Annotated in this window: 16 protein-coding genes and 1 pseudogene; 7 read left to right on the top strand and 10 right to left on the bottom strand. The window is 60.2% G+C overall.

Annotated features, from left to right (window positions below; translation table 11 throughout):
• A pseudogene (locus tag AO240_RS28550) lies at window positions 1–382 on the top strand (lipase family protein); the annotation flags it as partial.
• A gap of 124 nt (window positions 383–506) precedes the next feature.
• On the opposite strand, the gene pepN reads toward AO240_RS28550, so the two are convergent.
• From pepN to AO240_RS14770, 6 genes are read right to left on the bottom strand one after another with little or no spacing between them, the layout of a single operon-like run.
• Window positions 507–3164 (bottom strand): aminopeptidase N, encoded by a 2658-nt coding sequence (pepN, locus tag AO240_RS14745; protein WP_099237083.1) that lies wholly within the window; start codon window positions 3162–3164, stop codon window positions 507–509.
• Between the two features lie 12 nt (window positions 3165–3176).
• Window positions 3177–4007 carry a DUF2797 domain-containing protein gene (locus AO240_RS14750; RefSeq protein ID WP_172979411.1) on the bottom strand — a complete coding sequence of 277 codons (831 nt, stop codon included), beginning with the start codon at window positions 4005–4007 and terminating at the stop codon, window positions 3177–3179.
• Window positions 4004–4264, bottom strand: coding sequence for a YeaC family protein (locus AO240_RS14755; protein WP_058415014.1), 261 nt, complete (start codon window positions 4262–4264; stop codon window positions 4004–4006). Before AO240_RS14755 ends, AO240_RS14750 begins: the two co-directional genes overlap by 4 nt.
• 14 nt (window positions 4265–4278) lie before the next feature.
• Entirely contained in the window at window positions 4279–5148 is an 870-nt protein-coding gene (locus AO240_RS14760; protein WP_099237084.1) for a rhomboid family intramembrane serine protease, read from the bottom strand.
• Window positions 5145–6131, bottom strand: a complete 987-nt coding sequence (locus AO240_RS14765) for a metallophosphoesterase (RefSeq protein ID WP_099237085.1) — start codon at window positions 6129–6131, stop codon at window positions 5145–5147. The genes AO240_RS14760 and AO240_RS14765 overlap by 4 nt, the downstream gene beginning before the upstream one ends.
• Window positions 6131–7021, bottom strand: a complete 891-nt coding sequence (locus AO240_RS14770; RefSeq protein ID WP_003190745.1) for an NAD(+) kinase — start codon at window positions 7019–7021, stop codon at window positions 6131–6133. The genes AO240_RS14765 and AO240_RS14770 overlap by 1 nt, the downstream gene beginning before the upstream one ends.
• A 145-nt stretch (window positions 7022–7166) precedes the next feature.
• On the opposite strand from AO240_RS14770, the gene AO240_RS14775 reads away from it, so the two are divergent.
• Complete coding sequence (locus AO240_RS14775; RefSeq protein WP_099237086.1) at window positions 7167–8114, top strand: DUF1853 family protein; 948 nt, start codon at window positions 7167–7169, stop codon at window positions 8112–8114.
• Here AO240_RS14775 and AO240_RS14780 read toward each other — a convergent pair.
• Window positions 8107–9726: a PvdJ/PvdD/PvdP-like protein gene (locus AO240_RS14780; protein ID WP_099237087.1), complete on the bottom strand. Its 1620-nt coding sequence runs from the start codon at window positions 9724–9726 to the stop codon at window positions 8107–8109. The genes AO240_RS14775 and AO240_RS14780 overlap by 8 nt on opposite strands.
• A 153-nt stretch (window positions 9727–9879) precedes the next feature.
• Here AO240_RS14780 and pvdM point away from each other — a divergent pair, with 153 nt between their 5' ends.
• From pvdM to AO240_RS14795, 3 genes are read left to right on the top strand one after another with little or no spacing between them, the layout of a single operon-like run.
• The gene (pvdM, locus tag AO240_RS14785; RefSeq protein WP_058415019.1) at window positions 9880–11229 is read left to right on the top strand and encodes a pyoverdine-tailoring dipeptidase-like protein PvdM; all 1350 of its coding nucleotides are present in this window, start codon (window positions 9880–9882) and stop codon (window positions 11227–11229) included.
• A gap of 18 nt (window positions 11230–11247) precedes the next feature.
• On the top strand, window positions 11248–12528 hold the full coding sequence (locus AO240_RS14790; RefSeq protein WP_099237088.1) for an aminotransferase class V-fold PLP-dependent enzyme: 1281 nt from the start codon (window positions 11248–11250) through the stop codon (window positions 12526–12528).
• A 32-nt stretch (window positions 12529–12560) separates the two neighbouring features.
• Complete coding sequence (locus AO240_RS14795) at window positions 12561–13433, top strand: formylglycine-generating enzyme family protein (RefSeq protein WP_099237089.1); 873 nt, start codon at window positions 12561–12563, stop codon at window positions 13431–13433.
• Window positions 13434–13556: 123 nt separating this feature from the next.
• Here the strand turns inward: AO240_RS14795 and AO240_RS14800 are convergent, their stop codons facing one another.
• On the bottom strand, window positions 13557–14384 hold the full coding sequence (locus AO240_RS14800) for a N(5)-hydroxyornithine transformylase PvdF (RefSeq protein WP_099237090.1): 828 nt from the start codon (window positions 14382–14384) through the stop codon (window positions 13557–13559).
• A 199-nt stretch (window positions 14385–14583) separates the two neighbouring features.
• Here AO240_RS14800 and AO240_RS14805 point away from each other — a divergent pair, with 199 nt between their 5' ends.
• Both AO240_RS14805 and AO240_RS14810 read left to right on the top strand, forming a co-directional pair.
• Window positions 14584–16236, top strand: coding sequence for a cyclic peptide export ABC transporter (locus AO240_RS14805; protein WP_099237091.1), 1653 nt, complete (start codon window positions 14584–14586; stop codon window positions 16234–16236).
• A 152-nt stretch (window positions 16237–16388) separates the two neighbouring features.
• Window positions 16389–18785 carry a TonB-dependent siderophore receptor gene (locus tag AO240_RS14810; protein ID WP_371918631.1) on the top strand — a complete coding sequence of 799 codons (2397 nt, stop codon included), beginning with the start codon at window positions 16389–16391 and terminating at the stop codon, window positions 18783–18785.
• Between the two features lie 112 nt (window positions 18786–18897).
• Here the strand turns inward: AO240_RS14810 and AO240_RS14815 are convergent, their stop codons facing one another.
• On the bottom strand, window positions 18898–21195 hold the full coding sequence (locus AO240_RS14815) for a lipase family protein (RefSeq protein ID WP_099237093.1): 2298 nt from the start codon (window positions 21193–21195) through the stop codon (window positions 18898–18900).
• Window positions 21192–21989, bottom strand: coding sequence for a hypothetical protein (locus AO240_RS14820; protein WP_099237094.1), 798 nt, complete (start codon window positions 21987–21989; stop codon window positions 21192–21194). Before AO240_RS14820 ends, AO240_RS14815 begins: the two co-directional genes overlap by 4 nt.
• Window positions 21990–21992: the final 3 nt, after the last annotated feature.

Genomic DNA, 21992 nt, shown 5'->3' on the forward strand with positions numbered 1-21992 from the left:
CGCTGCTCTGATCCGCATTAACCAACAGTTGTTCCTCCGCCGCCGAGACCTGTACGCGCGTGGCGATAAATACCGCGAAAGCCACGAACCTACGGTTGAAGCGTTCAGTCGAGAAACCCATAAAGTGCAACAAACCCGTGACCGCTTGGCTACGTTGCGTTATGAGAAGGTGACCGCTGCCACCGTCTACGGCTTGCTTTCAGAAGATACGGAAGCACTCGCAGACAGCCTGCTGCGCTGGCAGGCTCACGCGGAAAATACGCGGGCTGAACAACTGGCCATGGCGCCCGCTGCGGTCTTGAGCGACGAGGAATTTATGGCCTCACTGTCAGGTTATACGCCCGGCGCGCCGTACCCGTTTGATATTGATTCGATGATCTGAACCCACACAGAACGGCGTGGGACGGCATCCATCCAATCAGCGTTGTGGTTTGCGTCTTTACCGCGATGCCGTGAGGAGGCCAAAAAAAACGACCTTTTCAGGCCGTTTTTCTTAAACGCTTAACTTACGCAAGGCTCTTGCTGACCACTTCAAACACATCGCTCGACAGCTCGCCGGACGCACGAATGCGCTCCAGTTCGGCCCTCATCAACGCCTGCCGGGCGCTGTCGTATTTACGCCAGCGGGTCAGCGGCGCCAACTGGCGCGACGCGATCTGTGGGTTGAAACCATTGAGCTGGATCACCAGGTCCGCCAGGAAGCGATAGCCCGAGCCATCGTCGGCATGGAAATTGATCAGGTTTTGCCCGGCAAACGCGCCGACCAGCGCACGCACCTTGTTCGGGTTCTTGATCGTGAACGCAGGGTGCTGCATCAGCGCTTTGACCCGTTCCAGCCCGCCTGGCAAGGTGCTGCCGGCCTGTACGCTGAACCATTGGTCCATGACCAGCGGGTTGTCCTTGAAGTTTTCGGCAAACACCGCCAACGCCTGGGCCTTTTCCGCCTCGAACGGCGAATTGACCAGCACCGCCAACGCGGTCAGGCGCTCGGTCATGTTGTCGCTGGTGTCGAACTGCTCCAGTGTGGCTGCCAGCACTTCAGGTTTGCCGCTGAGCATCAGGTACGACAGCGCGATGTTCTGCAACGCGCGACGGGCGAAATGCTCAGCCGCTGCCACGTAAGGGGTTTGCTTGGACAGGTCGCGATTGGCCTGGTAGCGCAACCACAGCTCTTCGTGCAGGTTGTCTGCCAGTTGCTTGCGCGCAAACTCGCGAGCAGCGTGGATCGCGTCAACGTCCGCTACTTCGCTGATTTCGGTGAGGTAGGCTTCACCCGGCAACGAGAGCATTTCGGCGACCATCGCCTGGTCCAGGTTTTGATCGCGGAGCACGCTGCGCAATGCCGTGATCAGTCGCTGGTCAAGCTTCAACGCTTGGCCCTGCTGATGCTGGCCGATCAGTTCCTGCAACACCTGCACCGACAATTGCTGGCCGGCGTCCCAACGGTTGAAGCCGTCGCTGTCGTGCTGCATCAGGAACATCAGTTGATCGCGGTTGTACGGGAAGCTCAGTTTCACCGGCGCCGAGAAGCCACGCAGCAGTGAAGGCAACGGCTGTTCGGCGACATCAACAAAGGTGAAGGTCTGCTCGGCGTCGGTCACCGAGATCACTCGCGAGGTGTCGCCAGCGGCCGCTTCACCAGCCAGACGCAAGGCGATGCCGGCGCCCGCAGCGTCCAGCAAGCCCACTGCCACCGGAATCACGAAAGGCAGTTTTTCGACCTTGTCCGGGGTTTCCGGGCAACTCTGGCGGAAGGTCAGGCTGTAGGTCTTGGCGGCTGCGTCGTAAGACTCGCTGACGGCCAGGCGCGGCGTACCGGCCTGGCTGTACCAGCGTTTGAACTGGGTCAGGTCGGCGCCGTTCGCGTCTTCCATGGCCTTGATGAAATCGTCGCAGGTCACGGCCTGGCCGTCATGGCGCTCAAAGTACAGGTCGCTGCCTTTGCGGAAACCTTCGGCGCCGAGCAAGGTGTGAAGCATGCCGACCACTTCCGAGCCCTTTTCATACACGGTCAGGGTGTAGAAGTTGGAAATCTCGATGAAGCTGTCTGGGCGCACGGCGTGAGCCATCGGCCCTGCGTCTTCGGCGAACTGGTGAGTGCGCAGGTAGGCCACGTCCTGGATGCGCTTGACCGTGGCCGAGTTCATGTCAGCGGAGAAACCCGCGTCACGGAACACCGTAAAGCCTTCTTTCAGCGACAGCTGGAACCAGTCGCGGCAGGTCACGCGGTTGCCCGACCAGTTGTGGAAGTATTCGTGCGCGACAATCGCCTCAACCCGCTGGTGCGCGGCGTCGGTGGCGGTTTCGGCGCGGGCCAGCACGGCGCTGGAGTTGAAGATATTCAGGCCCTTGTTTTCCATCGCGCCCATGTTGAAGTCGTTCACCGCAACGATCATGAAGATGTCGAGGTCATACTCGCGGCCGTAGGTTTCTTCGTCCCAGCGCATGGATTTTTTCAGGCTGTTCATCGCGTGCTGGCACTTGTCGATGTTCTCTGGCTCGACATAGATGCGCAGCGCCACTTCACGCTGGGTCATGGTGGTGAACGTGTCTTCAACGCACCACAAATCACCGGCCACCAGCGCGAACAGGTAAGCGGGTTTTTTGAACGGGTCTTCCCACGTCGCCCAGTGGCGGCCGTCTTCACCGGGGCCGCTGGCAATCGGGTTGCCGTTGGACAGCAGCACCGGGTAGCGGTGTTGCTCGGCGATCACGGTGGTGGTGAACGTGCTCATCACGTCCGGACGGTCAAGGTAGTAGGTAATCTTGCGGAAGCCTTCGGCCTCGCACTGGGTGCAAAACATGCCGCTGGATTTGTACAGGCCTTCCAGCGCGGTGTTGGTTTCCGGGTGAATTTTAACCGTGGTATCGAGGGTAAACGTCGTACTCGTCGGGTGCACGGTCAGGTGGCTGTCAGTCAACTGATAGTCGTCAGCCGTCAGCGCGTGATCGGCAAGGTTCACGCTGAGCAGCTCAAGCTGCTGGCCGTCCAGCACCAGCGGCGGCAAACCGGCGCCGCGCTCTGGGTTGCGGCGCATCACCAACTGCGCGTGGACCAGGCTGTGGTCTTCGAACAGCTCGAAGGTCAGGTGCGTTTCCTCGATCAGGTAGTCCGGCGCCTGATAGTCCTTCAGGTAAATCATCTTCGGCTGTTCGGTACGCATGTCTTCGTCCTTCTACTGATGCACGGCGAGCTGGTAGGCCGTGTACTTGCGAATGTTGATTACGCCGGTGTCGAAGATCAGGTATTGGCCCTTGATCCCCAGCAGCGTACCTTCGGCAATCGGGTTCTTGTCCAGGTTGAAGCTGACTATCTTTGTGGGATATTGCTCTACCGGGTAGCGAATTTCGATCGGATCGATGTCGGCAATTGTTTGGATGGCCTGCAGGCCAAAGCGTTCCTGCAAACTCAACAAGCCTTCGGCGCAAGACGCGAACAGTTCATCGCGCACCTGTTTGAGGTCGACCGACTGTGCATCGCCCTTAAGCAGTGCGCGCCAGTTGGTCTTGTCGGCCACTTGGCTGCGGAACAGGTCTTCGACGAACCCGGATTGCTGACGAGTCGCAACGCGCATGATCGGCAACGCTTGGCTCGCGCCCTGATCAAGCCAGCGCGTCGGCAACTGAGTAGCACGAGTAATGCCAACCTTGACCCCCGAGGAGTTGGCCAAATAGACCACATGGTCAGTCATGCAAAACTGCTCGCCCCAGCCCGGATCACGGCAGGTGCCGGCGTCGTAGTGGCAACGCTCGGGGCTCATGATGCACAGGTCACACTGGGCCAGTTTGGTCATGCACGGGTAGCAATAACCCTGGCTGAAACTGGTTTTGGTCTTGCGCCCGCAGTGGCTGCAGTGAATCGCACCCAAAAACTCCAGGCGCACGTGCGTGCCGATCAACGGGTTGACCGGCACCTCGGTGTCGCCCAGACGAAACGCATATTGAACAGTCGGCTGACCCAGTTGCGCCGACATTTTGCTGACTGCACCGCGACCAATTTCAATCAATGGATCGCGTCCGACTTGAACAGAATGTTCGGCACCGGCGCCGATTTGGACGCGCATTCCTGCGGGCCCATGTAGCCGGTGCGCTGCTCTTCCGGCAGGTTCTGCAGTTCCCAGGCGATCATCGCTTGCAAGGATAATTCACGCTGCTCGGCAGTGAGCTTGCGGCCATCCGACCACTTGCCGATTTCGACGGCGAGCTTGAGGCTCTCGTAGATGTCCGGGGTGATGTTTTCGATCATTTCAACAAAAGAGGACATAAGACTCTTCCTTATCAAATAGCCGCTTTGCGACGGTTATACAGCCCGCCCAGCAAGCCTGTGAGGCAACCGATAACCAACCCGCCGACATGGGCCGCGTTGGCGATTTCGCCGAAACCGATCATCGAGACCAGCCCCGACAGGCACAGCACCAGCCACACCAGCATCATCACCAAGACCCCACGGGGCAAGCGATAGGCGGGGTTGGGCGACAATAACTGGAAGATCCAGCAATGCCCGAGCAGACCATACAACACGCCGGACAACCCACCGAAAAGTCCGGGGCCGCCGTAGGCATATTGAGCGTAATTGGAGACCAGGCTGAATAACAACGTCAAGCCCAGCAGGTTGATACTGCCCTGACGCGCTTCAATGCGCCGGCCCAGTTCCCAGTACCACATGCCGTTCATGGCCAGGTGCAGGATGCCGAAATGGATCAGCATCGGCGTGACCAACCGCCACCACTGCCCGGACGCCAACATGTCGGCGAACGGCGTGAACTGAATGTATTCGCCCATCACCCGGAACGGCAGGAACGTCAGCCAGGCGATGGCTTGCAGGTTTTCACCGAGTAACGTCACCGCGCCGACGATAAGGCTCGCCAGCAGCACCAACGCCGTCACCGGGCTATGCCGCACCTGCTGAACAAAACTCGGCCGTGTGATCGCCGCTTGTTCGGGAATATCCAGTTGCTGGTCCGGGTCACCGGCGGGAAAGCGCTGGTACAACACGCGCACGTCGTCGCTAATGCTGTCGGGCACCCATAACACTTGCTCGCCAGCTTCTTCGCTGACGCGATGCGGCACTTGCATGCGTTGCAGCAGCTTGACGAAACCCGCCAGGTCGACGCTCAGGGGCAAGCGCAATACGGCCACGGTGCTCATTTTATAACCTCGGGTGCAATGACCTCGGGTCGCTCGACGTCGACCCATACAAATTTACGTGGATCCAGTTGCGTTTCCTGGTCGAGCCGGTACGCCACCAGCTTGCCGTACAGCACCGCGCTGTAGTCCAGGCACGCCAGGTTGTTGCGAATCGGCGCCGGTTTGCCGCTGCGCCAGTAATGGCCGACGAACAACAACGGCTCGTCGACGCCATAGCGCAGCAGCGAATTTTTCTCCGTCGACGACAGCGGCGTGCGCGCCACCGGCTCCGGCAATGCGTCGGGCTGGAAGACGATGTCGCCGTAGGTTTTCGGGTCGTCTTCCCAGAACTTGGTGCGAAAGAACGAGCGCGTCAGGCCATCGCCGCCGGTCAGCGTCAAGCCGTCCGGAAGGCGCATGTCGGTGCCGCGCAGCAGCCGGTCGAACGCATTGCAAGCAAAGCTGCCCGGCACGGCGGCGGCCTGCACAAAATGCTGATCTATGCAGCCATCCGCGAAGGTCGCGCGCAATGGCGCAATAAAGACGTCGTCCCAGCAGGCGTGCACCACACGAAAGCGCCCGGCGTCGACAAACAGCGGCATGTCGTAGAACCAGCCGAGGAAGGCTTGCCAGTCAGCCGGGTGCTGTTCGAATTGGCTCAGGGTTTCGTGGATCAACCGCGCATGGCGGGGGTTGTGCTCGCGCACAAATTGCTTGCCACTGCCCGGCGGCGCCGGTGTGCTCCAGCCCAGGGCATTGAACTCGTGGTTCCCCATGATGCACAGCGCCTGACCGGCCTCAGCCATGTCATGAACAATATGCAGCGCCTCGCGAATGCGTGGGCCACGGTCGATAATATCGCCGAGGAACACCGCCATGCGCGACGGGTGCCGCCAGGTGCCGCCCTGCTTGTGGTAGCCCAATTGCTCGAGTAAATGCTCAAGCGTATGAGCGCAACCATGCACGTCACCAATCAGGTCGTAGCTACGCGCGGGATCGAGCATCAGTCGCCTCCACCCCCCAAGCGGCTGCCCCAGCCCAACTTGGTCCGGCACACTTCGTAGTAGTTGTGGTCGAGCGGGTGAATCAGCCGCAGTTTCTGCGCCTTTTTACTCACGGTGATGGTGTCACCGGGCGCGCAGGTGAAATGGTTCTGCCCGTCACAGGAGACTTGCGGGTAAATCTGCATGTCTTTGGACACCACGATTTTCAGCTCACTGTTGCCGTCGACCACGATGGGCCTGCTCGACAACATATGGGGGTACATCGGCACGATCACAATGGCGTCCAGCTTGGGGTGCATGATCGGCCCGCCCGCCGACAGCGCATACGCGGTGGAGCCGGTCGGCGTGGCGACGATCAGGCCGTCGGCCTTTTGGCTGCACACAAACTGGCCGTCGATATACAGCTCGAACTCGATCATCCGCGTGGACTTGCCGGGGTGCAGCACCACGTCATTCAGGGCATCGCCCTGCCCAATAGCTTCGCCATGGCGGCGCACTTCGGCTTGCAGCAGGAAGCGGTTTTCCACCAGGTAATGGCCATCAAGCACTTTGGCCACTTCGACTTCCAGCTCATCCGGGCGTATATCGGTCAGAAACCCCAGGCTGCCGCGGTTGATCCCGAGCACCGGCACGTTGTGCCGCGCCAAGGCCCTGGCCGCGCCGAGCAGGCTGCCATCGCCACCGACCACAATGACCATGTCGCAGACCTCGCCCAGCATCTTGCGCGACGAGGTTTGCAGGCCATGGCCCGGCAGGATCTCGGCAATTGTGTCTTCGAGGATCACGTGCAGGTGGCGCTCGAGCAGAAACTTTTTCAGTCGGCGAACGGTGTCCAGCACCTGGGTACTGCCCAGGCGACCGATAATGCCGATATTGCGAAAGTGCTCCATGGGGCTCCTGCGGAAATGGGGTCTGGCCAAAAACAGCGATTATGGGCGAAAGGCCGCCCCAGGCAAAACCCTTTGTCGCCGCAGGGGCTGGATGACAATGGTTCTCAGCCACCCGTACAGCGGTTAAACCGCTATGCTCGCAGGCATGACCGTGTTCGCCGATTTGCACGCCCTGCCCCGCCAACTGCGTCACCCCCAGGTGCGTGATTTGGCGTGGGTGATACTCGCCCCGCCGATGCTCGCACAAACACCATGGCCGCAGCGCCATCCGCTGGCCGGCAGCGACTGGGTGCAGGCACCGCATGCTCTGGAACAGTGGTTACGCGCACTCGATCAGGACAGCCGTGCCTTGCAGCAATGGCTGAGCCTGTCGCGCAGCCGACGCCTGGGCGTGTATTACGAGCAGCTGTGGCAATTCGCCGTGCAGCAGGCGCCAGGCGTGGAGTTGCTGGCCGCCAACCTGCCGATCCGTCGCGCCGGGCATACCTTGGGCGAGCTGGACATGCTGTTGCGTGATCGCGATGGTGTGCACCATGTGGAACTGGCCATCAAACTCTACCTCGGCCCGCAGCACGGCGATGGCCAGGACACCGCGCAATGGCTCGGCCCCGGCTGCAATGACCGGCTGGACCGCAAACTGGCGCACCTCGCCCAGCACCAACTGCCGATGTCGGCGCGCGCGGAAAGCCGCGAAGCCTTGGCGGCGCTGGATATTCAGCAGTTCGATGCGCACTTGTGGCTCGGCGGGTACTTGCTGTACCCGTGGCCCGGCGAGGCTGCCGCCCCACACGGCGCGCACCCGCAGCACCTGCGCGGGCGCTGGTTGCATCAGCGTGATTGGCCGGCGTTCGCGGCTGGCAGCGCGCCGGGCCGCTGGCAGCCGCTGCCCCGGCATGCGTGGTTGGCACCGGCCCATTACGCGCCAAGTGAGCTGTGGGGCGAGGCGCAGATGCAAGCGTGGCTGGCGGCGCTGGAACCGCTGGCGCCCGCGCAGTTGTTGGTACGCCTGGTGCAGAACGGCGAGGATTGGCAGGAAGCCGAACGCCTGTTTCTGGTCGCAGACCGTTGGCCGAATGTGCCGGGTATTACTTGAGCTTCAAGTGCCGCGCGTACCACGGGCGCTTCGGCACTCGCTTGAACAACGCCTGCAAACCCTCGTCCTCGGCTGCGAATGTAATGCGCAGCGCGAGCTTCATGGTTTCCGGGTCCATCTCCATCGACCGCCCGATCTGCAACCCCGGCGTGGTGCTGCAGCCATGCGTGTCCGGCCCCAGCCATGGGTCGCCCACTTCCACCCATCGCCCCGGCGCAAACCAGGCCACGCCGTTGAGCTGCAGCCGGCTGACCGCGCCCGGATGGAAGCGCTCGTGGGCGCGAAACCAGTCCTCGATGCGGTCATCGATCCAGCCGTGAAAGTGCCAGAACACCGGGTTCACGTGCGATGAAAACGGGTCGCCCAGGAAGTCGTTTTGGGCTGCATACCAACGCGCGGCAAAGTCCGCCGGGTCACGGGCGAAGGGCACCGGTGCGCCGTTGGAGGGGTCACGCGGTACCGAGGCCCAGCGCATGTGCAGCCAGTCGTGCAGGCCCAGCTCCATTTCCGAGCCTAACTGGCCCAAGGTTAATTTGGCCAAGTAGCGCGGATCGCGGTATTGCGACTCCCATACCTGAAAGTTGCTGTGGTAAGTCTCGGCCGCCTTGATGTCGCTGACCCACTGGGTGTAGTCGCCATCCTCCGGCGCCGACCACGCGGGCGGCAGCGCAAAGCCGTCATGGTTGTCGAAGTAGCGCACAAAACCCTGGCGGTCGCGCTCCAGCGCCGGCTGCGGTTCGGGAAATTGCGGCCACGACGGCAAGTCTTGCATCGAACGTGCTGTGCCGAGCATGTGCCGGTGCATAAAAAAGAAGTCGATACCCGAACCGTTGCGGTCTTTACGCTTGCCCCGGGCATCCCGCTCCTGGCCACGCGGGCCGGGCTGCCAGCCGATGCCGCGCAGGGCGTCGCGTTTTTCTTCAGAGAGCTTGTGCCATTGGTCACGCGTGGCGTGCCAGAGCTGATGAAACAGCCGGTGTTCGGGGGCGATCAGCCAGGCCAGCAGCGTCGGATTGAGGCCGATACGCTCACGGGCTTCGGGAAACACGTGCTTGTGGGCGACAACGCGGTTGTCGAGCTCGGTCAGGGCCAAGGGTCGGTCGAGGTCGAAAATCTGCCCGCTGAGGGTGCCGCTGCCGGCATTGCCGAAGTCGGCCCAGACTTCGTCGAGGCTCATTTTGAATTCATACGCCGGTGCGCCGCCGGGCGCATCGCGGTCGATCAGGCGCCAGTAGAGCAAGGCGCCCTCGCCCGTCAGCAGGTCGCCGAGTACGCGGTAGCGCGGCTCACCGTCGGCGCGCAGGTTGGCGGCGGTGTCCAGATAACCGCGCAGGCCACGGCCACGCGGGGCGATGTCGAGCAGCAGCTCCAGGCCTTGCAGCGGCAAGCCTTTAAGGCCGGTATCGCGACCTTCCAGGCGCAGGCTCCACACGCCACGCAGGGTGTTCGCCAGGTGCTGGCCGGCGGTGTCGGCCAGTTCCACCGTGGCTTCGCCCGGGGTGATCGGCAACGCTTGTTCACGCGTCAGCTCGCGATGGGCATAAAAGGCCGCCGGCACGGCAGCGCCTGTCAGCGCCAGGCCTGCGATGAACCCACGTCGAGAGATGGTCATTGTTTACCTTAGGAAACGGCTTGATCAGAGCTAGAACGTTGGCGCCGCCGATAAATTTACCGGTGTGCCTGCTGTGCCTGATGCAGCACCTAAATTTCGCCGCCCATCGCTCGTTCTTCCTCAGAGCAAAAGCCTCAACTGACTGAGATGGCAATGACAAAACCACGTTCGAAAAAGGCGCTGTTCATCGGCCTGCCGTTGGCACTGGCCATCGGCGCCGGGGCTGGCTGGCTGGTCTGGGACCATTGGTTTCGCGGCAATGCCGGCTACCCGCTGGAGGTGATCAAGCAGGCCAACGAAATGCAGGACCGCCTGCTGTCATTCGACAGCCATATCACCGTGCCCATGGACTTCGGCACGGCTGGCAACGAGGCCGATAAAGATGGCAGCGGCCAGTTCGACCTGGCCAAGGCGGCACGCGGGCGCTTGTCGGGGGCAGCCCTGACGATTTTCGGCTGGCCGGAAATCTGGAACGGTGCCAACGCGCCGCACAAGCCCACTGACGGCTTTGTCGAAGAGGCCCGCCATGAGCAAGAGGTGCGCTACACGATCATCTCCGGCATGGTGCGCGACTTCCCCAACCAAGTGGGCATCGCCTACACCCCGGACGACTTCAGGCGCCTGCACGGCGAGGGCAAGTTTGCGATCTTTATCAGCATGCTCAATGCCTACCCGCTCGGCAACGACTTGGACCAGCTCGACCTGTGGACTGCGCGCGGCATGCGCATGTTCGGCTTCAGTTACATCGGCAACAACGCCTGGTCGGACTCGTCGCGCCCCCTGCCGTTTTTCAATGATTCGACCGACGCCCTCGAAGGCCTGTCGCCCATCGGCCAGCAAGCGGTGCAGCGCCTGAATGACCTGGGGGTGATCATCGACGTGTCGCAAATGTCGACCAAGGCGCTGGAGCAAGTCGCGCAGTTGAGCCGCACGCCGATGGTCGCGTCGCACTCGGCGCCGCGCGCCTCGGTGGACATCCCGCGCAACCTCAGCGACAAGGAATTGCAACTGATCAAGAACAGCGGCGGCGTGGTGCAGGTGGTGGCCTTCCCGGCCTATTTGCGCCCGCTGAGCCAGCCCACCCAAGACAAACTCAATGTCTTGCGCGCGCGTTTTGATTTGCCGCCGCTGCCAAACCTGGCCATGGCCTTGATGCCCGGCGACGCGATCATTGCCGCCTGGCCCGAGCAAAAATTCGGCGAATACGCGCAGGGGCTGTACGGCATTCTTGAAGAAGAACCCAAGGCCAGCCTCAAGGATTGGGGCGATGCCATCGACTACACGGTGCGCAAGATCGGTATCGATCACGTCGGTATCTCGTCGGACTTCAATGACGGCGGCGGCATTCAGGGCTGGGAGAACGTCGGCGAGGTGCGCAACGTCACCGCCGAGCTGATCCAGCGTGGCTACTCCGAAGCGGACATCGCCAAGCTGTGGGGCGGCAACTTCCTGCGGGTGTGGGACCAGGTACAAAAAGCCGCCAAGCCATTGGCTAACCGCTGACTCGCTGGAAGCCAGTTGATGACCGACCGCCGTACATTTCTCAAACAGGCGGGGGTATTCGCCGCCAGCCTGCCGTTGGGCGCAGCCCGCGTGCCGCAGGCCATGGCCGCTAACCCTGCGCCCGCGACGAACGACCCATGGACGGGTTTCAAGCAACTGTTCAACCAGGACCCGGACTACCTGCACTTCTCCAACTTTCTGGTGGCCTCGCACCCCAAGCCGGTGCGCGAGGCGATTGAGCGCTATCGCCAGCAGATCGACCGCAACCCTGGGCTGGCGATGGACTGGGGCCTTGAGGAAACCTGGAAACGTGAAGGCCAGGTGCGTGAGTGGGCCGGTCGCTATTTAAACGCGCAGCCGCCGCAAATCGCCCTCACCGGCAGCACCTCCGAAGGTCTGGCGATGATTTATGGCGGGATCAAGCTGCGGCCTGACCAGGAAATTCTCACCACGGTGCATGAGCACTATGCGACCCAAAACGTGCTGGATTTTCGCGTGCTCAAGCAAGGCACCCAGGTGCGCCGGATCAGCTTGTTCGAACAGGCTAGCCGTGTCTCCGCCGACGAAATCCTCGGCAACATCAAGCGCAATATCCGCCCCACTACCCGCGTGCTGGGCATGACATGGGTGCAGTCCGGCAGTGGCGTGAAGCTGCCCATTGGCGAGATCGGCAAGCTTGTCGAGGAACAGAACCGCGACCGCGATGACCACGACCGCATCCTGTATGTGGTGGATGGCGTGCACGGTTTTGGCGTGGAAAACCTCGATTTCCCGGCCATGCACTGCGACTTTTTTATTGCCGGCACGCATAAATGGATGTTTGGCCCGCGCGGCACCGGCCTGGTGTGCGCGCGTGACGCCGAGAACAAATACGTAACGCCGATGGTGCCGACGTTTTCCGAGGACACCAATTTCGCCACCACCATGACCCCTGGCGGCTACCACGCGTTCGAGCATCGCTGGGCGGCGGATGAGGCGTTCAAGTTGCACCTGCACGTGGGCAAGGCGCAGGTACAGGCACGTATTCATGCACTGAACACCGAACTGAAAGAGCAGTTGCTGGCGCACCCGCAGGTCGAACTGGTGACACCGCGCAGCCCTGAACTGTCGGCCGGTTTCAGCTTCTTTCGGGTCAACGGCCAGGACAGCGAAGCGGTGGTAACCCGCATGATGAAAAACCGCGTGGTGATCGACGCGGTGGACCGCGATGTCGGCCCGGTGATCCGCACCTCGCCCGGCCTGCTTAACAGCCCGGATGAGATCCAGCGCTTCATGACCTTGTTGACGGCGCAGTTGTGACACCCCCTTTTTTCTTTGAACGAGATGCCTACATGAATCCATCCCGACTCAAACCCTTGACAGCCCTGGCGCTGACCGCGCTGTGCGGTGCACTGCTGCCACAGCTTGCGCAGGCAGCCGCGCCACAGCCGGGCAAGGTTTTCAAGGACTGCAAGGACTGCCCGGAAATGGTCGTGCTGCCCGCCGGCACGTTCACCATGGGCACCCCGGAAGACGAAGTCGGCCGCGAACCCGACGAAGGTCCGATGCATGCGGTGACCTTCGCCAAGGCGTTTGCGATGAGCCGCTTTCAGATCACCGCGGGCGAATGGGACAGCTACATTCGCCAGACCGGCGTGAAGATCGCCGATGGCGACACCCGCCCCGGCCGCGAATGCATCGCCAGCAAGCCGCGCTACCCGCAAGGGCCACGTCAGCCGGCGGTGTGCATGGACATGGACGACATCAAGCAGTACGTGGCGTGGCTGTCGAAAAAGACCGGCCAGCACTATCACATGGTCAGCGAAGCCCAACGTGAGTACGCGGCGCGCGCCGGTACCAGTGGGCCGTTCCCGTTCCCGTTTGATGCGGGCAAGGGTTACAGCATCGCCGAGCATGCCAACACTTATGGGCCGGCGGATGGCTACAGTTATTCCTCGCCGGTGGGCAGTTACGCGCCGAACGCGTTTGGCCTGTACGACATGCATGGCAATGTGTATGAGCGGGTAGCTGATTGCGAACATCCAAACTACATCGGCGCGCCGACTGACGGCAGCGCCTGGATGGAACCCAAATGTGAGGGTTATCAGATTCGCGGCAATGACTGGGGCGAGGCGCCGGTGTTTTCGCGCTCGGGCAACCGCAATAATATCTACCCGCAGACCCGCGGGGACTGGATTGGCTTTCGTGTAGTGCGCGACCTCTAAGACCGGCACCGTCCAAACTGTGAGAGCGGGCTTGCTCGCGAACGCGCTGTGTCAGTCACCCTATGCATCGACTGATGCGCCGCCTTCGCAAGCAAGCACGCCCTACAATTGACCCTGCTTGTTTTAGTGCTTGCGAGCCAACAATTCCAGCCCTTCATGCAACGCCGGAAACAGGCTGTTGTTGAAGTTGTTCCAGCGCAGTTCAAGAATCGTGTCGTGCGGCGAAATTTCGGTTTTAAGCACATCGTGAAACACTTCGCCAGAGTCGATACCGTTATCCACATAGTGGAACGACGCACCGGTCAAATACACCGGCTCCGACGGTCTGGTTGCCTTGGTCGCCCAGTCCACCACCGTTTGCCCACGCGCGCCATACAGCGCATTCCAGGTGGCGTATGCCCCGCGACGCTCGTAAGGCGACTCGATCCGGGTAATGCCCGGGTGAATATTCATGATGCGTCGCGCAAACGGCGCCCCTGGCCGCACCAGCTCATCCAGAATCACCAGCAAACCATCCAGCACCACGATGTCGGCCTTCAACTCCACCAACGTATCGTGCAGGCGCCGCTCAAAATCTTGCTTGCCGGCGATATGCGCAGCGCTGCCGCGCGGCAGGCGACGGTAGGTCGACGGCACACTCAGCAACAGGTCGTTGACCCGCTGGCCCTGCACCTGCAAATCCGCCGGGTATAGCCACTGGCGGCCGGGCGTGTAGGCAAAGCCGTAGTCGGCCACCAACTGCTGGTCACGCGGGTTCTGTTCATCATCGTCGTACACCACGCCGACCAGGTTATAGGCGTCGCCCAGCAGCGTGTCGTTCAGCGACCCCACCAGAAATTCCAGCACCGACTTCATGTAGCGCTCGTGGTCCTTGTAGGCCACCGGCTGCCCGGCCTTGTCGGCGGCGGCATTTCTCAGGGACCAGACATACACCAGGTTCTTTTTCGTCATTGTTTCGCTCTCGCTGAATGAACTGCGCGCGGCGTCGATACGCGTGCGCCTACAGCACAAGAACGAACCAAACCCTCGGCAATTTATCCCGCGCCACTGCCGTCGGGCACAGCGCGCTAAATACTCGCGGCAGCACTTCGTTTGTCATGGGTAAGGGTCTGTGTGCCCAGCCCCTCTTTTCACTCTCCGGGAAGTATTTATGACCGACCCCAAGCGCGGCGCCTTTAATGGTCTGCTCGCATTGCTCAGACCCTTCCGTACCCTCGTGACGATCTCCGTCGCATTGGGCATGGTCGGAGGCCTGGCTATCACCTTGCTGCTGGCCACCATCAATAATGCCCTGCATTCGGCCAACGGCATGACCCAAGGCGTGGTGCTGACCTTTGCGGCGCTGTGTGTGCTGGCACTGCTCAGTTCGATCATTTCGGACATCGGCACCAACTACGTCGGGCAACGCATCATCGCCGCCTTGCGCAAAGACCTCGGCGAAAAGGTGCTGTCGGCGCCCATCGGGCAAATCGAGCGTTACCGCTCGCACCGCCTGATCCCGGTGCTGACGCATGACGTCGACACCATCAGCGATTTTTCCTTCGCCTTCACGCCGCTGGCCATCGCCGCCACGGTCACCCTCGGCTGCCTGGGTTACCTGGCCTATCTGTCGGTGCCGATGTTTTTGATGATGGTGGTGGCGATTATTATTGGCAGCGCCGTGCAGTTTATCGCCGGCGGCAAGGGCATCCAGGGCTTCGACCAGGCGCGCAGCCACGAAGATGAACTGCAGCGTTACTACAACGCGATCGCTTCCGGCGCCAAGGAACTGCGCATGCACCGGCCACGGCGCTTTCGCATGAACACCCACCGCATCCAGGAAACCGCCGACCTGATCAGCGACATCCAGGTGCGCTCGGTCAACATCTACATCCTCGCCAAGACCTTTGGCTCGATGCTGTTCTTCGTGGTAATCGGCCTGGCCCTGGCGATGCAGGCCTACAAGCCGAACCCGGACCCGACCGTGATCACCGGTTTCGTGCTGGTGCTGCTGTACATGAAAGGCCCGCTTGAACACTTGCTCGGCTATTTGCCGGTGGTGGGTAAAGCCAAGATCGCCTTTGGCCGGATCAGCGAGTTGTCGCAGCGCTTCTCCTCCCCCGAACCGCACCTGCTGATGGATGACAGCGAAGCGCCAACACCGCTGGTCAACAGCCTCGAACTGCGCGGCGTGAGCTACAGCCCCCCAGCCGTTGAGGGCAGCGAGTCGTTCCACCTGGGGCCGATCAACCTGAGCATCAAGCAAGGCGATATCGTGTTTATCGTCGGCGAAAACGGCAGCGGCAAAACCACCCTGATCAAGCTGTTGCTGGGTTTGTACACGCCCCAGGCGGGCGAGATTCGTCTCAACGGCGAGGCCGTGACCGACCCTGAGCGCGACGATTACCGCCAACTGTTCACCACGATCTTTTCCGACTATTACCTGTTCGACGACCTGGTACAGGGCAGCGCCACGCAGTCCCTGGACAGCGCCGCGAAATACCTGGAACGCCTGGAAATCGCGCACAAGGTCAGCGTGAAGGACGGCGTGTTCAGCACCACCGACTTGTCCACCGGCCAACGCAAGCGCCTCGCATTGGTCAATGCGTGGCTCGAAGAACGCCCGGTGCTGGTGTTTGACGAATGGGCTGCCGACCAGGACCCGGCCTTCCGCCGCATCTTCTACACCGAGCTGTTGCCGGACCTCAAGCGGCTGGGCAAAACCATCATCGTGATCAGCCACGACGACCGATATTTCGACATCGCCGACCAGTTGGTGCGCCTGCGTGCCGGCCAGGTGGTGCACGAGATGGAGCCCGCCTGAAATTTCTTTTCCGGTTTTGCCAAGTAGGAACGTCTCACTAGTGGTAATGAGAACTAAACTCAATCAACACCCATAGCAGCCCACTTAACATAGAAGAGAAAGCATCCATGCCAGCAAGACTCGGTCTCAGCCCTCTAAGCAAAGCGCTATCCATGCGCCGGGCCCTGAACATCAACCTGTCTGCGAGCGGTCTGGTCCTGGCGCTATCACTGCCGGTGGCAGGCTATGCACAGGCGCAGGAGATCGAGCTGGATATTCCCGCGCAGTCGCTGGGGAGCGCGCTGCAGGAATTCGGTCGTCAGACCAACGTGCAGGTGCTGTATGCGCCGGGGGATGTGCAGGGCAAGAACAGCCGCGCGGTCAAGGGCAAGATGGCGCCGCAGCAGGCCATTGATACCTTGCTGGGTGGCACCGAAACGACCCACAGCCTCAGTGGCAACGCGCTGACCGTGACCGCAGCCGGCGCTTTCTCCGGGGTGGAACTGAGCCCGACTCAGGTGACTGGAAACGTATTGGGCAACATTACCGAAGATTCCGGCTCCTATACGCCGGGCACCGTTGCCACGGCCACACGCCTGACCCTGACGCCTCGGCAAACCCCGCAATCGATCACGGTGATTACCCGCCAGCACATCGAAGACTTCGGCCTCAATAACGTCGATGACGTGATGCGCAACACGCCGGGCATCACCGTGTCGGCCTATGACACCGACCGCACCAACTACTATTCGCGGGGTTTCTCGGTCAACAGCTTCCAGTACGATGGCATCCCGTCCACCGTGCGCAACGTCGGCTATTCGGCCGGCAACACCCTGAGTGACATGGCCATCTACGACCGTGTCGAAGTACTCAAGGGCTCAACCGGCCTGCTTAACGGTGCCGGTTCGCTGGGCGCGACCATCAACCTGGTTCGCAAAAAGCCAACCTCGGCGTTCAAGGGCCATGTACAACTGGGCGCGGGCTCGTGGGACAACTACCGCAGCGAAGTCGATGTCAGCGGCCCCCTGACCGACAGCGGCAATGTTCGCGGGCGCGCAGTGGCTGCGTATCAAGACAAAAATTCCTTTATGGACCACTACTCGCGCAAGACCGGAACCTACTACGGCATCACCGAATTCGACCTGTCGCCCGACACCATGCTGACCGTCGGCTTCGACTACCAGGACAACACACCGAAAGGCTCCAGTTGGTCCGGTGCCTTCCCGCTGGTGAAGTACGACGGCAGCATCAACAAGATGCCGCGCTCCTACAACAACGGCACCAGCTGGAGTTCATGGGAGCAAAACACCCGCACCGCCTTTGCTATGCTCGAGCATGACCTCGGCGACGGCTGGGTCACCAAGTTCCAGCTCGACCACAAGATCAACAGCTACCACGCCGACCTCGGCTCTATCCAGTTCGTGCAGCCGGCAGCCGATGGCACCGCAGAGATCAATGGGCAGAAGTACACCGGCGAGACCAAAAGCACCTCGGCCGACCTGTATGCCACCGGGCCTTTCAGCCTGTTCGGCCGCGACCATGAACTGGTGGTGGGCGGTTCGATCGGCACCTCGCGCTGGCAGGGCAAGGGTTATTGGTCGCCGGAATGGCCAGATGGCAACAAGGTGGATTTCTACAACTGGAATGGCGCTATCAGCAAGCCGATTTATGGCCCGGCCCAACAGTACAACGACGACACCATTCGCCAGACCGGCTACTACGTGACCACGCGCTTGAACGTGATGGATGACCTCAACGTGATTCTCGGCGGCCGTGTCGCCAACTACCACGTTACCGGTAACAACCCGTCGTACAAGGAAACCGGCCGGTTTATCCCTTATGCGGGTGTGATCTACGACCTCAACGACAACTTCTCGCTGTACACCAGCTACACCGATATTTTTCAACCGCAGGAAAGTACTTACAAAGACCGCAACGAAACGCTGCTGGAGCCGGACGAAGGGCAAAACTACGAATTCGGCCTCAAGGGCGAGTTCTTTGAAGGCCGCCTGAACACCAGCCTTGCGTATTTCGAGGTGCATGAAACCAATCGCGCTATCCCGGACGACGCCTACAACAACCAGACTCCGGCGCCGCAAAACTATGCGTTCAAGGGTTCCAAGGCCGTCACCAAAGGCTACGAAGCGGAAATCTCCGGGGAATTGAGCCCCGGCTGGCAAGTACAGGGTGGTTACACGCACAAGATCGTACGCGACGAAGACAACAAAAAAATCTCTACCTTCGAGCCGGAGCATCAGGTCAACCTGAACACCACCTACAAGCTCAAGAGCAACCTCGACCAGTTCACCATCGGTGGCGGCGTGCGCTGGCAGAGCAAGGGCTGGTACGAGATCTATAACTCGCCGCTCGAAAAAAACCAGGACATCACCCAGAAATCCTACTGGGTGGTGGACCTGTTGACCCGCTACCAGATCACCAAGAACCTCTCGGCGACGGTCAACGTCAACAACATCTTTGACACGAACTACTACACCAACGTGGGCTTCTATAACTCGGCCGCCTACGGTGAGCCGCGTAACGTAATGTTCAGCACCCGCTGGGACTTCTGACCTTATGCAGTGATCGCCCCGGCGGTCAACTTGAAGCCCGATGAAGGCCTCGCTTTCATCGGGCTTTTGCACGCGACGGGTGCAATGATCAGCGGAAATGAGTGCAATAGGGCTAGGTAAACGAATCAATATCCAGCGTGTACGGCGCGCCAGGCACGAAGGCCCCGGTAATAGCGGCTATCGCCCGCTCATTTTCTTCGGCCGACGGTGGGGCCATTGCCAGTTGTTCTTCGCTGCTGTTCTGCGGGTGCGCGCTCCAGCGAGGCAAGTCGTTCTCTATCAGTTCGCGGGTGCCAGCGAACACACCATACACGTGGGCTTCGGTGACTCGCTCACGCCGTAAGGAACACAGGCGCGTCCGTGTTGCCAGTATGTTGTCTGCTTCCTTCTGAAGCGCATCGATAATTCCGGCGCTACCACTTCTGTAGCGTTCAGGCCTTGCAGCATGCCGCATCTCAAGGTCGAGTATTTGCCGCTTGGCATTCTTCAATGACTCATCCACTTGGTAGAACTCATCGTCAGTCACCAACGAACGATTGGACAGGTGCGCTTGCTGCCAGCGACGCAGGCTGGCCCAGCAGTGTGGAATGTAGCTATGCACCATTTTGTGGTCGGCATTATCAATCACTTGCCGCAGGAATGAACCGCGATCCGGCAAGCCGTCTATAGCCTTTAATGCGACAGCGCAGCCGTGGTCATTGATGGTGCTGCAGCCCGGTTTCCAGAGCAGCGAGGACTTGAGGCGGGCGCTAAAGTAGACCGGCATGAAGTGCCGCAGCGTACCGTGGTGAGTGAAGGGTTCACCGGTCATATTGATCATGCCCAGTGCAAACCACGACAAACCCAGCGTCGGGTTCACTACCGTCACGACGCCTTGCCCGGCGTACTGGCGCTGGGTGGACGTGTTCATCCACGTCGATGGCACGCTGGGGACCGGATCGTTTTGATTGACGATGCGGTGGTGAGTCAGGGGCTTGGCTGCTTCTACGAAGGTGCTGTCGCCGGCGCGTGGGGCGCCGTAGGTGTAGAGCACGATGTCCGCTGCATAGCGTTTATCACGTCGCAGCATTTCAGACACTATCAGCGCAATTGCACCACCCAGACTGTGCCCGGTAATGACCATTTTTTGGCCGCTGTAAAATTTGTCCAGATAGCTGACTGCAAAATCATAGGCTACCTTGGCCGCATCATAAAATCCGTTATGCACCTTGCCCTCCCCTTGCTCAAAGGGCACCTGATTGGCATCCATGTCGCGCAAAGCATCATCCACACTGGCGGTGCCGCGTATCGAGATCAGAATCAGCGCATCGTGGTGAGTGATGAAGGCCTGGGTATCGGTAACTGCGCGGTCATCCAACGAGTGAATGCTCGCTGGATTTTCCTGTTTTTCACCCAAGTTGGGGTTATTCACTTCCCGGTACAGTTCGGGGTCAAAGGGTACGACCTCCAGCCGCTTGGAGTACGGCACTTCCTCATACAAAGGGTAATAGGTTTTCCCGCCAGCCTGCGCTGCATCCACCTGCCAAAGTTCTTCAAACTTCGCGAGCGCGTCAGCAAACCAATTACCGATACTCGGCTGCAGCGGAAAACTCACGGTGTCAGCTTCTACCGGATGAGCGCTGGGGTGTTGCGCAAAGTCGCTGTAACTCAGTGTCGACATCAACGCCAGTTGGTAGAGGTTAAGCGCACAAAAATCATTGCTCGGCGAAAGCATGGGGCGCAAGGCGCGCAATGGGCGAACCTCCAGCACCGTGTGCTGGTCCGGCATCAGGGCAACACCTCTTGGCGGGCGTGAAGACAGCGTAAACCCTGGCCCTGACATGGCCAAATCGTACTGCGTGGCACCGGTGCTATTGCCGCCCTGTTTGAACTTGAAGTTTCTTACCTCGGATTCCTGCCTGAACAACGAAAATACATGGGGATTGGGTGGAAACTGACGTTCCACTATGGGTGGCAGGTGCGCCCAGTGGTCAACCAGTTCACGCACTTCAACCTGGTAGAAGGTGTTCGCGTTGCTCTGGGCCGGATTGGTATGTGTGCGGGCGCCAGATTTATTGAGAAAACGGGTTTTCTCGGCGCGTACTTGGAGTTCAGTGATGGGTAGCGGGTAGTGAGGTCTTTCTCGCAGGAACGTGTAGGTCTTTTCGCTTCCCAAGTACGGCTGATTAAGTTTCAGCACCACAGGACCACTGTAGTGGTTCTCCACTTTGCCGAAGCCGTTGGCATCCAGTTTGCCGTTGTAAACCACATCCTCGTAGTCGATGACCACATACGCCAAACCGGCATAGGGTTTGCCGTCCCCCAGTTCATCCACTAATTGGAAACTGGTCGAGTGCCCGCGTACCGGGCAGGCATGAATACGCCCGCTGAAGAACGCTTTGTCACTGTCTTCCAGGGTTGGGAGGCTCATGGGGTTACCTCTTTGTTTTCGGTACAGCCTGGATAAATAGTGCAACTGCGGCCATCCGGCATTTTGAAACTGCTGAAGTCTCTGTAATTGCCGTAGCAAAACGCATATTGATCTTCAAAGTTGTCGCCCATGCAGCGCTTCCAACCTCCGGGCACCTTGACCCACGTGTCGCCGACAGCTGGTTTTTCTAAATAAGCCAGCTTGATGTTCAGCTTCACGGTTTTACCCGGTAGCTGATCGAGGGTGTACGCAGCAAACGGACGACCTTTGGTGACATTGCCTTGGGCGTCGGTACTTCTGCAGTAGAGAATTTTGGTTATGTAACGCTTGGGACCAATCGTGCGAAAAAACCACTGACACTCCCCGGAAAACTGGCTTTCGCCAGCAGCACTGAAGGTGCGTTTGTCGTCAGCGTTGAGGTGATCGCGTACGGCGATAAACCCGGAGTCACCGCCGAAATCACCTCGGTCCTTCCCGTAGGCCGCTTTGATCTCTAGCTCTATCCCGTTAATAACCAACTCACAGCCTTTGCGGGTGCGGCGTATTTCAATCTGCGCATCAGGCTTGTACTCAGTACGCCATTCGCGGTTGAACTGCTGTTTCAAATTGTCACGTCTGCCTAGGTTGCAGGATTGGCCGGAAACGGGCACGTAGCTCACGGAGGCGACATAGGCAAAACCCGGAGGCAAGTCGGCGGTGAACGTGAAGGTATTGGACTGTTCGCTGGCAGAGCAGCCCACCGTCAGGGCCAGGCAAGTACCAAGGACTACTAAATGGCGAATGACGTGTTTCATACG

Source organism: Pseudomonas sp. ICMP 460 (assembly GCF_002723595.1).
Classification (GTDB): Bacteria; Pseudomonadota; Gammaproteobacteria; order Pseudomonadales; family Pseudomonadaceae; genus Aquipseudomonas; species Aquipseudomonas kitaguniensis.